This is a genomic window from Hymenobacter sp. APR13 (genome assembly GCF_000737515.1).
Taxonomy (GTDB): domain Bacteria; phylum Bacteroidota; class Bacteroidia; order Cytophagales; family Hymenobacteraceae; genus Hymenobacter.
Genome location: NZ_CP006587.1, coordinates 4,679,879 through 4,692,271, shown reverse-complemented (window position 1 = coordinate 4,692,271; position 12,393 = coordinate 4,679,879). Strand labels below are relative to the sequence as shown.

The window sequence follows — 12,393 nt, the reverse complement described above, 5'->3', positions numbered from 1 at the left end:
CCGCATAAAAGCAAGTCCGGCCCCGTGTGGCCGCCGGACAGGCGGCCGCACGGGGCCGGGCAAGGTGCTGCGACGGATATTACCGCGCGGTGACGCGGACGCGGGCTTTGCGGCGTGGCTTGCGGCGGGCCTCCATCTCAGCCAGCAGATCAACAACCAGCTGCACGGGGGCTTTCCTGCATCTTCCCGGCCAGGGCCTCGATGGCGCTTAGCGACAGCCGCCCCGGGTTTTGCTGGGCATCGGTCAGCGACTCGGCCCCGATGCGCATCGTCCGGCACAGCTCACGCACGGTGAAGCCGGCCTTGCCATCGGGGCGCGGGTGGTGGTGGATGATGCTGCTGAGCGTGCGCTTGCCGGCCGCCCGGGGCCGGGGTGTCAGACCTGCGGTTGCCTTCGCATTGTCGGCCGGTACGTCGGCGGCCACATCGGTAGCTGGCCGGGCAGGGCGGGCACCGTCCGGCCCTGGCAGCTCCTCTAGGTGCCTGGCCAGCCGGTGCAGGTCGTGCCAGTGCAGGAAGACCTGCTCGCCTTTCACCAGCAGATCGGGTTGCTGGCGCAGGAAGGCTTGCTCCCAGGTGGGCCAGCTCGGGTCGGGAAAGTACTGGGTGAGCCACTGCAGGGTGAAGCTCATGGCCCTGGCAATCAGCGGGGCTGAGGCCTGCCGGAACGGAATGCGGGTGGGCGTGTCGGCGGCGGGAAGTCCGGTTTCGGTTGACATATAGGTAACGATGGAGTAAGCCTTTGATGAGGGAGTAAGTCGGGAAGGGGCGGCGTCAGTCGGCCCGTCCGCGGGGCGGGTGGGGGCGGGTTTGGCTGCCGTGCAGCAATTCGTGCTCGTGCCAGTCCTGGCGCAGCTGCCGGGCTTCGGCCTGCAGAGTCTTGCGGCGCTCATTAAGGGCTTCCAAGAGCGTGCCGACCACCTGCGCGCCCGCTTCCCGTTCGATTGGGATGATCAGGGAGCTGGTTGCTGAGTACAGCGTCAGGGCCGTGATGCCTTCCAGCTCCAGGGCCAGCATCTGGTGCTGCCAGGCCCGGACCGCCTTGCGGGCCCGGCGGATTTGGCGAAGTTGCTTGCTATACCACATGGCTGGCCGAGGCAGTAGGAGTGGAGAAGGTGGCTGCCTGGCGGCGGGCCAGCACAGCGGGCAGCTCGGCCAGCCAGTAGGTGAGCTGCCCGGTATCCTCACATTCGTGGATGCGGTGGTTGGCCAGCAGCTGCTCCAGCGGAGAAAAGAGCGGGTTGCCGAAAAATGCGGCCGACAGGGCGTGCCGAAGCTCTCCAGGCACAGGCTGCCTGGTTACATGAGTTTTCATGTACTTTTGCGATAAGGTTTGTAAGAACCCTACCGTAGTGCCTGCGCTAACAGGTGCTATATCGGAGGCCAGTCGTTTCAGCGGCTGGCCTCTTTTGCCTACTATCGGTTGGGTTACTCATTATGAGTACCATAAAAGTACCAATATTTTTATGGTATAACAAGAGTGTCTTTCATAGAATACCATAATTATATTGATACAAGGGTATCAGCGCCTTTATATTTACTTCATGAAAAAAGATAAGTCCGAGCGAACAGGTAAAAAGCAGGTAGGTCTAGAGGTCACAGTTGAGGAAAAGGAGCTTGCTGAACGGGTTGCCAAAGAGCGAGGACTTGGTTTTTCTGCTTTAGTGCGCTTGCTCATCAAGGACGAAGCACGAAGACTAGGATTGATTTAGGGATAGTGTATTATCCCTGTACGCTACACATTGCTGGCGCCACGCCACCGGCATTATCTCCAGGCAGGTAGTAATTGAGTAGCCTTCCGCTATAACTCAGGCAGCCGTGCTGTTGACCTGCCTTGTCCACACTGCCGGATGCTTTTCCTGAAGACAGCAGCCTCTGTCCTTTTCACAAGGGAGTTATCCGGTGTAGTAGCGGCCTCAAACAGAAACGGCCACCCAATGGGTGGCCGTTTCTGTTTGGGGCATGTGTGTGCGTCGCCTGTTCTAGCGCACCAGCACGAGACGGGTGTGCAGGGGCTGGCTGCCGGCACCGGTGACGCGCAGCACATACGTGCCTGCGGGCAGATTAGCGGGCAGCGTCAGCGGGAACTGCTCGGCATCGGTCAGCGGGCGCAGGGCCTGGGTGTGGTGCAGGCGCCCGGCGTTGTCGAGCAGCTGCAGCGTCAGGGCCTGGCCGGCGCGGCCGGTGAGCAGCAGCGTGACGGGTCGCGCCGGGTCGGCGGGGTTCGGGGCCACGGTGAGGGCCGCGGCGGGCGTGCCCAGGCCGGCGGCCACGCTCACCACGCTGCTGTAGTGCAGCGTGCCGTCGGTGTCTTCCTGGGCGAGGCGATAGTAGAGCTGGCGGGCCGGGGCGCTGGCATCCAGCGCCGCGTAGCGCCGGGCCTGGGTGGTGGTGCCGGCGGTGGGCTGCGCCGCTACGCGGGTGAACGTGCGCCCATCTGTGCTGCGCTCCACGTGGTAGGTGCGGGCGTTCAGCTCCTGGGCCGTGGCCCACTGCAGCTGCACCCCGGCACCGGTGCGCCTGGCGCTGAAGGCGGTGAGCGTTACGGGCAGCGGGGCGGCCGAGAAGGCCCGGGCGGCGTTGTAGCTGGTGGCCACGCGCAGGCCGTCGACCAGCAGCTGGGTGGTGTTGGAACTCTGGCGCAGGACCACCGAGCCGAGGTTGGCGGGAGCCGAGCTGGCGGCCTCCGTGCTGGTGGCGTCGGCCGTGGCGGGCTCCGCTTGACCTGGATTCACGTAGAGGCGGGTTTCCGTGCCCGATGGGCCAAACACGTAGCGCACCGTCAGCAGGTACGTCTGCTTCAGGTCGTACTCGGCAGCGGCGTACTGGATGGTGCCGCTGCCCGCCACGCCGAACTGGATCTTGCCGGCGGTGGCGGCGGGCCGGACGTAGAGGCGGCCGCGGAAGGTGGTGCTGAGAGGGTCGGGCCCGAGGTGGAAGAAGTAGTCGGCCGTGGTTACCGCATTCACGCTCACCAGCAGCGAGGCGTACACGGCCGTGCCAGCACCCTGGCTGGGGAAGGGGCGGCTAACGTCCTCCCCCGAGGCGGCGAGCGATGCCGCGGCATTCGCGGCGGCGGGCCGGCCGGCTGCATCGGCGTCGTAGCCGCCGTAGCTCAGGCCGGAAGTGCTGACCAGAATGGCGTTGGTGCCGGGCGCGCTGTGGGCCATCCAGCCGTGGGCGGTGAGCCGGTCGCCGGCCGAGTAGTCGAAGTTATCGGCCAGCAGCAGCCCGGCCGGCGGGGCGGGCGTGGACAGGGTCAGCTCGCCGGCGGGCGTGAGCAGGTAGTTCTCGGCCCCGCTGGTGTTGTCGTCGTTATAGTCGAACACCATGTAAGTGTACTCGGTGCTGGCCGAGAGGCCGGTGACGGTGACGCTGGCCGTGGCGGCAGCTGCCACTACGTAGACGCTGGGGGCGGGCTGGTCGCCCTGGCCGAAGACGGTGTTGGCCAGGTAGGTGGTGGCGTCGGCAGGCTGGAAGCTCAGGGCCGGACCGGGCGTGACGAGCAGCAGCTTTTTAGCTCCGTCGCCCCCGCTGATGGCGAGCGTGACGCTGGTGGGCGCCACGGCGGTGGCCGTGAGAGTCGAGCCCTGGGTGGGCTCGGCGGCCAGCGATACGGCCGCGGTGGTGAAGCTGCGTTGCTCCCCGTAGCTGGTGCCCTGGGCGTTGGTGGCGTAAGCGCGCACGTAGTAGGTGGTGCCGGGCGTCAGGCCGGTGAGGGCGCTGCCGAACGAGCCAGTGCCGGTGCCGTCCTGGGTGAAGTCATCCTGGGTGGTGGGGGCCTCGGTGGGGGCGTAGACCACTCCGCGCGCCGTGACGGGGCGGCCGCCCTCGTCGAGGACGGTGCCGCCGGCCGTGGCCGTGGTGCTGGTAACGGCTGATACGGCGGCCGTGCTCAGGCTGGGCGGGTAGGCCGGGGCCACGCCGGTGCCCGACACGGCAATGCCGTCGAGCAGGGCCGCGTCGGGGCTGGTGAGCGTAATCACGCCGCTGTAGGCCTGCGCCGCTGCCGGCACGAAGCGCACCTCGACGGTTGTCGTGAGCGAGCCGCCGCTGACGGGCAGCGTCAGCGCCGCGCAGGAGAAGGCCGTGGTGCCGGTGCGCAGCTGGAAGCCCGCAGGGGGCGTGAGCGTCACATCACCGCCCAAATTGCGGCCGCTGAGCGTCACCGGGCGGGCGGCCGAGGGCGTGCCCACCGGCACACTGCCGAAGTCGGGCACGGGGCTAGGGGTGGCCGTTACACTGGGCGTGGGCGTTTTCACGGTGAGCGTCACCGGGGCGCTGGTGCCCGCGACGCTGCCGCAGGTGCTGGTGGCCCGGGCCACGAGGTAATAGGTGCCGGCACCGCCGAAGTCGGCCCCGCGGGGCGTGTAGCTGGCGGCGGTGGCCCCACTAATAACGGTGGTGAACGGGCCGTCGCTGCTGGTTGAATACAGCCAGGTAAAGGACGACGGCATGGACGGCGTGGCCGTGATGGCCGCGCCCGTGCCGGTGGTGGTCAGGCTTTGGTCCGTGGCGGGCGCGAGCGTAACGCCGTTGGTGGCGGGCGCAGTGGCGACGGTCAGGTTGGCGCCGTTGGGGCTGCCGATGGTGGCGGATGAGGCCTGCACCACGCGGATACGGTAGCCGGTGCCGGCGGCCGTGCCGGCCGGAATGGTGGCAGCCAGCGGGGAGCTGGTGCCGGTGCCGATCAGGTTCCGGGTCAGGTCCGCCGAAAACGCGCCGGCGGCGTCGGAAAGCTGGGCGGCGAAGGTGCCGGTCAGGCCCCCGGTGAGCGTGAAGGGCACGGCGACGGCCGCGCCGCTGCCGGCGGCGCAGAACGGGCTGCCGGTGATGGGGCCGGTGGTGATGGCGGCCGGGGCCGGGGTGCCCGAGAGCGTGGGCGTGAGCACCAGGTTGTCCAGGCCCAGGGCCTGGGCGTTGGTGCTGCCGCCGCTGCCCACGTACGACCAGCGCAGGTAGAGCGTGCCGCCGTCGGCCAGGTTCAGGGCGCTCAGCGTCGCGGCCTTGCTGAGGCTGGCGGGCGGGTTGAGCACAGCAACGGCCGCGTCGGCCGCGTAGCTCTGCGAGCCGTCAGTTACCAGCGACCAGGTGCTGCCGTCGGGGCTGGTGTAGAACTGCCAGTCGAAGGCGCGGGTGCCGGTGCGGTACTTCTCGATGTCGAAGGCCACGCCCAGGTCGGTCAGGGTCTGGCCCGTGCTGTTGCGCACGGCCAGCAGGATGCTGCGCGGGGAGCTGTAGCTGCCGGAGGACAGAAAGCCCAGGGCCCGGTCGGTGGCGGAGGACGTGACGCCGGGCGCGAAGTTGTAAGCCCCGCCGGAGGAGGAGCCGCTCAGCGCCCCGGTGCCGGAGGTGCCGCCGGCCTGGGTGGTGGCGCTGGTGTTGGACGTGTTGCCGTAAACGGGGCTGGTGCCGCCGGCCAGCTGGAAGCCGGCGGGCAGCGTGGCCGTGCCGCTGGTGGCCAGGGCGCTGAAGTCCTGGGTGACGGCGGCCGGGCCGGTGAGCTGCAACTGGGCGCGGGCGCCCAGACTCAGCAGCAGCAGCAGGGCCGTGAGCAGGCGGGAGAACGAGGTATAGGAACGAGCCATAAGGCAGGGAAAGTCAGGGAAAGGGGAAAAACCGAAATGCGCCCCGGGCAAGTGAGCCGGGGGCCGGGCCGCAGCCGCCTAGTTGGTGGGGCCGCTGTCGACCTGGGCCTCCACCACCTGCTGCACGCTGGTGGGCAGGGCCGAGAGCAGGTCGAGGCCGGTGGCGGCCTCAATGGCGTCGACGCTGGTGCGGTACTGGCCCCAGCCCCGGACCATGCCGTTGTCGTTGGGCGTGTCGATGGCGATAATGCGGGTGGCGGCCGAGACGCGGCTCACGTCGTTGGTGCCACGGGGCAGCACCACGATGACCTTCCACACGCGGCGGGGTACCTGCACGCGGCCCTGGTCGAGGGTTTCGGCGTAGCCGGCCGAGCCGGTGCCGCCCTTGCCGTAGGCGCCCATGATGATGTAGAGCTCGTTGCCGGCATCCACCAGCGTGCGGCCGTAGTTCTCCAGGTCGGCCCAGCTCTGCTGGTTGTTGTTGGGGGCCTGGGGAATCATGTTGGTCATCAGGAACGTGGCCGAGTTGTCGGCCACGGTGCTGGTGCGGTCGGCCGAGGGGCAGTTGTGGCCCCGGTCGAAGCCCGAGCCCGAGTAGCTGCCGCTGCCCACTTGGTACCAGCCGGCGGGCAGCGTGGGGTCGGCACGGAAGTCGTTCTGGCGGGAGGCCGAGCCGATCCACACGGGGGCCAGGTACCAGCTCACCCAGTTAGGCGTGCCCCGGTCGCGGTGGTAGGACAGCGCGTACTGCGTCTTTTCCAGCAGGTAGTTGGTGGGCATGCCCAGGTCGGCCACGGCCCCGCTGGGGTTGCCCATGGTCAGGTGCTGGTTGTCGCCGGCCACCGGGGGCGGCGGGGCCGTGGTGGTGAATGCCGTGACGGTGAAGTTGTCGAGGTTGAGGCGGGCGCTGCCGCCGGTGACCTTGCGCAGCTGGAAGCGCAGGCCGCCGGGCACGTTGACCGGGAAGGAGGCCGTCTGCAGGCTGTAGGTGGTGGCCACCACCGGCTGTCCGGCCCGCACCCAGGTGTCGCAGCCCTGGGTCTGGTACCAGAGCTCGAAGGCGCTGGTGGCGTCGGTGCCGTAGGCGGCGTGCTGCACGCTGACGGTGCTGGCGCCATCGGGCAGGAAGAAGTCCATGGTCAGCGTGCCGGCCTGCTGCAGGCGGGCAGCCTGGGCGCCGGCGCGGTGGTCCTGGGCGTCGGTGCCGAGCAGGGCGTCGTCAAAGATCCAGGAGCCGGTGGCAAGGGGCACGGGCGCGGCCGGGTAGGTGGGCTTGGTGCCGGAGTCAAAGGACTCCGTGGTGGTCTGGGCCCAGGCGGCGGGGGCCAGCAGGCACAGCAGGGTCAGCAGCAGCCCCGTGCGGGGGCGCCGGCCAGTTAAGTGAACGGGCATTAAACGAAAAAGTAAAAGTAGGTGTGCAGGGAAAGCGGGCGGGGTGGGCACGAAAAATCCTACAAAGCTACCCCTGCCGCCTGGCACTGCCGGCACTGCCACCGCATTCGTAACAGAAAGGACACATAGCCGGGAGCCGCCCGGCCTTGCCACCGGAAAAGCAAACGGCTACCCAATGGGTAGCCGTTGCAGCTGCCGGGCAGCGTGGTAGGAGAGGCTATGCCGCCGCAGGACCGGTTAAAAGCACTTCAGACAGGCGCGCTTGCCGAGCTCCTCCGCCGCGGTGGTGGACATGCTCTGCACCTCGTGGTTGCACCGGTTCAGGCCGGCGCACTCGTTGGTGGAATGGTACGCCACGGAGCCCTTGCTCATGCACACGTAGACCGCTGCAGTGGTGGTGCGGTGGGTGGTCGGAGCGGAAAGCCGGGCGGGCAGGGACGCGCTGGTCAGGAACAGGGAGCCGGCCAGGAGTAACGCTTTGAACATAAAGGGGGAAATAGGTAAGAAAGGGTTTTGCAGCTGAAATATACTGCCGCCATGATAACCCCCTTGCCCGGCGTGGCTCAGCCCACCACCAGCATGTCCTCAAACCGGGTGGTGTAAGCCGGGCTGCGGTGCCGGGCATTTCCCTGCCAGGGCGCGGGCTGGCCGGCGGGCGTGATGGTGGCCGCCGGCCGCACCGTGCCGCGGCCGAACTGCCGGTTCAGGGCGTCCAGGGTGCGCATAAGCTGCTGCGCGCGGCCCGCGTCGGGGGCCAGAGCGGCGGCAGCGGGCGCGAACAGGTCGAGCTGCCGGCCGCGGCCGGGGGGCTCCAGGCCGTCGAGTACCACCCCGGCCTTCACATAGAGGCGGCCGGGCTCGTAGACCCGCTCCAGCAGGCGGCGGCCGTATGCCAGCAGCTGGAGCGTGTCGGAGGTGGGGCTGCCGGGCAGCGTGAGCGTGGCCGAGCGGGTGTAGGGCGGCGGCACGCGGCTGTCGTAGCGGTCCTGACTGAGGTACACGGTGAGGATGTGGGCCTGATCACCCTGGGCGCGCAGCTTCTCGGCGGCGCGGCTCAGGTAGGTGCTCACCGCGCCCCACAGGTCGTCGAAGGCAGTGAGGCGCTGGCCGAAGCTGCGGGAGCAGCTCAGGCTCTGGCGGGCCAGCGTGCCGTCCTCCGATGGGTTCAGGTCCTGGCAGGACTGGCCGCGCAGCTCCTGCACCAGCCGCCAGCCCACCACCCCGCCCAGCTGCCCGCGGGCCCAGGCCTCGGACACCTGGCTCAGGTCCCAGGCCGTGCGCAGGCCGTGGGCGTGCAGCTTGCCGGCGTACTGGCGCCCGATGCCCCAGACGTCCTCCACGGGCAGGGCCCGCAACGCCCGCTCGCGGCGGCTCTCGGTGTCGAGGCGCAGGACGCCCTGCAGCTCGGGGTACTTCTTGGCCAGGCGGTTGGCGACCTTGGCCAGGGTCTTGGTGGGGCCCATGCCCACGCAGGTGGGAATGCCGGTGCAGCGCAGCACGTCCTGGCGCAGGCGCTGGGCGCGGGCGTCGAGCGTGCCGCAGAAGGCTGTAAGGCCGTGCAGGTCCAGGAAGGCTTCGTCGATGCTGTAGACCTCCACGGCCGGCACCTGGTCGGCGAGGCGGGCCATGACGCGGCGGCTCATGTCGCCATAGAGGGCGTAGTTGGAGCTCAGGGCCTGGCCCTGGTAACGGCGCAGCAGCTCGCGCACCTCGAAGAACGGGGCGCCCATGGCAATGCCCAGCTGCTTGGCCTCAGCCGAGCGGCTTACCACGTTGCCGTCGTTGTTTGATAAGACCACCACGGGGCGGCCGTCGAGGCGGGGCTGGAAGACCCGCTCGCAGCTGACGTAGAAGTTGTTGCCGTCGACAAGGCCGTACATGGGTAGTTGGTAGTGGATAGTTGTTAGTGCTTGGTGCTTAGGCGCAACGAAGCAGTAGAGATGCTCCAACAGGCGGACGCCAGATCAGGCAGGACGTGCTGTATGAGGGTATTCAGTCGCGGCTGCGGAGCAGGGCGGTGAGCTTGCCGGGGATGAGCTCGTGCACGACGTGGGTGACCACGCCCCAGATGCGCAGGTTGTCGGGCTCGGTGATTTCGTAGTCGGCGTAGGCCGGGTTTTCGGCCTGCAGCCACCAGCTGGTGCCGCGCCGCACCAGGCGCTTGACGGTGCACTCGCCCTCCACCACGGCCACCACGATGTGGTTGTGGTCGGCTTCGAGGTGCTTGTCGACGGCCAGCAGGTCGCCGGCGTGGATTTCCGCTCCTTGCATGCTCTCGCCCGACACCCGGATCAGGTACGTGGCCTCGGGGTGGCGGAACAGGATGCGGTTCAGGTCAAAGAGCTCTTCCAGCTCGTCGGAGGCCGGTGAGGGGAAGCCGGCGGGCACCAGGGAGGCAAACACGGGCAGCCACAGCGTGGTAGTCGGCTCGCCGACGTCAAAGAGTTCGATGGTGGTCATACGGAGCGGAATATAGCGCGAACACGGCAAGTATACTAATATAATTAGTAAATTGTTTGATAAGCCGGCTTGGCGTCCGGTCATAAGCCCGGGTGTTACTTGGTAACATCGGATTAAAAACCTGTTTTTACCCACCTATGCCCTTACGTGGGCCGGCATGACGGCGTGCGTTACCCAGCTAAAATAGCTGGCAAGAATGCGGGTAGGGGCGGCGAGTCCGCCAGCAGGAGCTGGCATCACATCACCGTGTGATGCATGCAAATGGTATAATAAAAGGCAAATATTTGCTTTAAACAAGTTTTATTGTGCTTCATCCCCTGCCTTCCAGCCCGCCTCGGCCGGGAGGATGGCGGTGGAAGCTGCCCGAAAATAGCTATAGGTTTGCGTCCGCGAGCCCACTGGGCCGGGGCCAGCCTATCGTTATTTCCGTCGGGGTGTATGCATAAGCTGTTACTGAGTCTGCTGCTGGCGGTGGGCCTGTCCGCCCGCGCCCAGCGCGCCTACGACATGTGGTATATCGGCAACTACGCCGCCCTGCGCTTCAACCTCGGCGGCGGCACCAAGCTCATCATCGGCAGCGCCATGCAGCTGGCCGAGAGCACGGCCAGCCGCTGTTTTACAGAAGCGGGGTGCAGGGCTGGAACCGCAACAACTAGCTGATGGCCAACGGCACCGGTCTGGGCGGCGGCCGCTCGTCCACGCAGGCTCGACGTGCTGAAAGTGTGGGGATTAGCCGGGCCTTCCAGGAAAGCAGGGCGCAGTCCTTGCCATTGGGTTTCCCAGCAGCGTGCTGACGAAAAACGTGCGGGCAATAACGTAGCTTCGGCCGATGAGCAACAGCTGGTACTGCGGCGTGGTGGTTGGGGAAACGTAGTGTTCCCCGGCGGTTTGCCAGTAGGTTTCCACCCCATGCTCAGCGCAGATGGCGGCCACTGCCTGAGCTACAGGAACGGGTACGCTTTCCAGGATAATGCCCCCGGTGCGAGTGAGGTCGGGGCGCACGTTGTTTGCCGCCAACCGGTGCCACCACATGGCCCAGGTGGCGGGCGCGAAGCTGTACCACGCGCCGGCCTGCTTGCGTAGCTCCTGGCGAATGGCCGCCAGCAGGGCCGGCGCGTCGGGGACGTAATGGCTGGTAGCCCGGGCCATGAGGTAGGTCTGGGGCCGGTTGACGCCATTGAGCAGCGGGTGGTCGTGGTGGAAGGAGACGGGGCCGTGGGTGCCGCGCTGCAGCCGGGCGCTGAGCTTGCCCACGATATCGATGCGGTGGACTTCGGTATCGGTGACAAGCTCCAGGTAGGTGGTCTGAGTGTAGCGGATCAGGCCCGAGGGGTAGAACTGCGCAAATTGCGTCATCATGGCTGAAAGCTATGGCGTTTCGGCGCGCGTCGGAAAAGGCAGATCAAGCGTTTTCCAGCTGTCACGGTAGATTCGGTAACACCCCTCGTGGCAGGCCAGCTCGCGCCTTCGTCGAAAACAGTGGTGCCGGCCTCAACGGCCGGTTTGGTGCTGCTGCCACGCGTAGGAACGCATTGCCCTTGATAGCGGTATGGTGCGTCTGCGGCTAGCTCAGGGTTTGATCAGCCATTGGATGCCCTGCGCGTCCGTTTCCTGGCGAAAGCCGGCGGAGAGCCATACCCGGGCCAGGTTCTGCTCGAAGCTCTCATCGGGAATGAGCCTGCGCTGGCGCATGGTTTCGTACATAGCGTGCACGTCGTCAAGCGTGTGCCGCTCCTGCTGCGCGACGACCGGTTTGGCAGGGTTTCGCCCCGGCTCTCCCGCCTCGCCGTGGCGCAGCTGTCGTCGGTAGTCTTCCAGCAGGTAGCCTTCCAGCAAAGCCTTGTACACTGCTCCTGCCAGCTTCTTCACCTTCCCGGCTGCCGCCTGGCGGCGAACATGCGCGACCACAAAATAGATGTAGCCTTCGTCGTAGTAGCCGTTTTCCAGCTGTGTTTTGATGCCGGCTAGGCTTTTGGCGGCAACGCCCGCTTCCAGCAGCGTAGCTTCCCAGCTGGTTTCCGGTGCCGGTGCCGGCACCAGCGCGGCGCCGGTAGGCTTAAACAGAAAGCAGATATGCGTGATTGTACGGCCCTGCTTTTCCAGCACATACGTGAAGGCCATATCGGTCTGGGCCAGTTCGCTTTGCGCCGGGTCCAGGATGCGGGCTCTGAAGTTGGTGAACCGGTCGTATTCCTCTTCCACCCCCAGGATGGTTTTCAACTCCGCCACCGCCATCACGCGTTTGCCGAAGGCGGCATATTCGCGCAGCAGCAGGTAGACCCGGTAGGCATTGCTGCTTTTAAGCTTCAGCAGCTCCGTGAGCTGGGCTTTGGTGAAGTTTTCGCGGAGCTGCAGCAGGTAGGGCATCAGCAGATCGTTGAAGCGCGCCTCAACCACGCCTTCCTGATGCTTGTACTCGGCAAATGCCAGCAGCGGCAGAATGGAGAAGTCGGGCTGGGTCTGGCGGCGAGCGGTGGCATCCAGCTTCTCGATCAGCAAGGTGCGGGAAGCAAAGTGCCGGAGTGTTTTGCGAACCAGCTCGTAGGTAGAGTTGCTCGTGCTGTGGGCCATGAGCTCGCGCACCGGGATCCGGCACACCTGAAACTGCGTGTCATCCCGGCCGATGCGGCTGAGCAGCGCCAGAAACAGCCGTGACTCCGTGGTATTGAGCACGAACCGGGCATTGATCAGTGCGTTGTGCTGCACAATCAGCGGGTGTACCGGGCGGGCTGCGTTCATCGAGTCAGGCTGTTTCATAGACCTAAAATACGCAGCCGGACCCTATTATGCTACATGTCTAAAAAAATGTAGCTGTTTAACCCCTTTTTTGTAGTCATATCATGGGCTGGCGGGCCCTTTTTTGTAGTCATATGACCCCTTTTTTGTAGCAACTCACCCCTTTTTTGTAGTTGTATGACCCCTTTTTTGTAGCATTATGCCTCTGTATAATTTT

The 12,393-nt window shown here is 66.3% G+C and carries 12 protein-coding genes; 2 read left to right on the top strand and 10 right to left on the bottom strand.

Annotation, left to right across the window (positions count from 1 at the left end):
• Positions 1–149 precede the first annotated feature (149 nt).
• Genes N008_RS19735 through N008_RS19725 form a run of 3 tightly spaced genes read right to left on the bottom strand, consistent with a single transcriptional unit; the run spans position 150 to position 1,288 of the window.
• Entirely contained in the window at positions 150–719 is a 570-nt protein-coding gene (locus N008_RS19735) for a hypothetical protein (RefSeq protein ID WP_044017992.1), read from the bottom strand.
• A 55-nt stretch (positions 720–774) separates the two neighbouring features.
• Positions 775–1,086 carry a hypothetical protein gene (locus tag N008_RS19730; RefSeq protein WP_044017991.1) on the bottom strand — a complete coding sequence of 104 codons (312 nt, stop codon included), beginning with the start codon at positions 1,084–1,086 and terminating at the stop codon, positions 775–777.
• Positions 1,076–1,288, bottom strand: coding sequence for a hypothetical protein (locus tag N008_RS19725; protein WP_044017988.1), 213 nt, complete (start codon positions 1,286–1,288; stop codon positions 1,076–1,078). Before N008_RS19725 ends, N008_RS19730 begins: the two co-directional genes overlap by 11 nt.
• Before the next feature lie 256 nt (positions 1,289–1,544).
• On the opposite strand from N008_RS19725, the gene N008_RS23400 reads away from it, so the two are divergent.
• Positions 1,545–1,712 carry a hypothetical protein gene (locus tag N008_RS23400; RefSeq protein WP_156109430.1) on the top strand — a complete coding sequence of 56 codons (168 nt, stop codon included), beginning with the start codon at positions 1,545–1,547 and terminating at the stop codon, positions 1,710–1,712.
• A 270-nt stretch (positions 1,713–1,982) separates the two neighbouring features.
• Here the strand turns inward: N008_RS23400 and N008_RS21995 are convergent, their stop codons facing one another.
• The 5 genes from N008_RS21995 to N008_RS19700 form a co-directional block, all read right to left on the bottom strand.
• The gene (locus tag N008_RS21995) at positions 1,983–5,588 is read right to left on the bottom strand and encodes a hypothetical protein (RefSeq protein WP_052381778.1); all 3,606 of its coding nucleotides are present in this window, start codon (positions 5,586–5,588) and stop codon (positions 1,983–1,985) included.
• A 78-nt stretch (positions 5,589–5,666) separates the two neighbouring features.
• Entirely contained in the window at positions 5,667–6,980 is a 1,314-nt protein-coding gene (locus tag N008_RS23925) for a DNA/RNA non-specific endonuclease (RefSeq protein WP_044017987.1), read from the bottom strand.
• A 237-nt stretch (positions 6,981–7,217) separates the two neighbouring features.
• Positions 7,218–7,466, bottom strand: a complete 249-nt coding sequence (locus N008_RS19710; protein WP_044017986.1) for a hypothetical protein — start codon at positions 7,464–7,466, stop codon at positions 7,218–7,220.
• Between the two features lie 77 nt (positions 7,467–7,543).
• Complete coding sequence (locus tag N008_RS19705; RefSeq protein WP_044017985.1) at positions 7,544–8,860, bottom strand: Y-family DNA polymerase; 1,317 nt, start codon at positions 8,858–8,860, stop codon at positions 7,544–7,546.
• Positions 8,861–8,972: 112 nt separating this feature from the next.
• The gene (locus tag N008_RS19700) at positions 8,973–9,440 is read right to left on the bottom strand and encodes a LexA family protein (protein WP_044017984.1); all 468 of its coding nucleotides are present in this window, start codon (positions 9,438–9,440) and stop codon (positions 8,973–8,975) included.
• Between the two features lie 438 nt (positions 9,441–9,878).
• Here N008_RS19700 and N008_RS19695 point away from each other — a divergent pair, with 438 nt between their 5' ends.
• Positions 9,879–10,100, top strand: coding sequence for a hypothetical protein (locus tag N008_RS19695; protein WP_044017983.1), 222 nt, complete (start codon positions 9,879–9,881; stop codon positions 10,098–10,100).
• A gap of 69 nt (positions 10,101–10,169) precedes the next feature.
• Here the strand turns inward: N008_RS19695 and N008_RS19690 are convergent, their stop codons facing one another.
• Positions 10,170–10,799: a hypothetical protein gene (locus N008_RS19690; RefSeq protein WP_044017982.1), complete on the bottom strand. Its 630-nt coding sequence runs from the start codon at positions 10,797–10,799 to the stop codon at positions 10,170–10,172.
• A 210-nt stretch (positions 10,800–11,009) separates the two neighbouring features.
• Entirely contained in the window at positions 11,010–12,197 is a 1,188-nt protein-coding gene (locus N008_RS19685; RefSeq protein WP_081910904.1) for a replication initiation protein, read from the bottom strand.
• Positions 12,198–12,393: the final 196 nt, after the last annotated feature.

What these genes read in the sequence shown, in the direction of transcription:
- N008_RS19735 (WP_044017992.1), bottom strand. Translation starts at nt 719, where the DNA reads ATGTCAACCGAAACCGGACTTCCCGCCGCCGACACGCCCACCCGCATT.
- N008_RS19730 (WP_044017991.1), bottom strand. Translation starts at nt 1,086, where the DNA reads ATGTGGTATAGCAAGCAACTTCGCCAAATCCGCCGGGCCCGCAAGGCG.
- N008_RS23400 (WP_156109430.1), top strand. Translation starts at nt 1,545, where the DNA reads ATGAAAAAAGATAAGTCCGAGCGAACAGGTAAAAAGCAGGTAGGTCTA.
- N008_RS21995 (WP_052381778.1), bottom strand. Translation starts at nt 5,588, where the DNA reads ATGGCTCGTTCCTATACCTCGTTCTCCCGCCTGCTCACGGCCCTGCTG.
- N008_RS23925 (WP_044017987.1), bottom strand. Translation starts at nt 6,980, where the DNA reads ATGCCCGTTCACTTAACTGGCCGGCGCCCCCGCACGGGGCTGCTGCTG.
- N008_RS19710 (WP_044017986.1), bottom strand. Translation starts at nt 7,466, where the DNA reads ATGTTCAAAGCGTTACTCCTGGCCGGCTCCCTGTTCCTGACCAGCGCG.
- N008_RS19705 (WP_044017985.1), bottom strand. Translation starts at nt 8,860, where the DNA reads ATGTACGGCCTTGTCGACGGCAACAACTTCTACGTCAGCTGCGAGCGG.
- N008_RS19700 (WP_044017984.1), bottom strand. Translation starts at nt 9,440, where the DNA reads ATGACCACCATCGAACTCTTTGACGTCGGCGAGCCGACTACCACGCTG.
- N008_RS19695 (WP_044017983.1), top strand. Translation starts at nt 9,879, where the DNA reads ATGCATAAGCTGTTACTGAGTCTGCTGCTGGCGGTGGGCCTGTCCGCC.
- N008_RS19690 (WP_044017982.1), bottom strand. Translation starts at nt 10,799, where the DNA reads ATGATGACGCAATTTGCGCAGTTCTACCCCTCGGGCCTGATCCGCTAC.
- N008_RS19685 (WP_081910904.1), bottom strand. Translation starts at nt 12,197, where the DNA reads ATGAAACAGCCTGACTCGATGAACGCAGCCCGCCCGGTACACCCGCTG.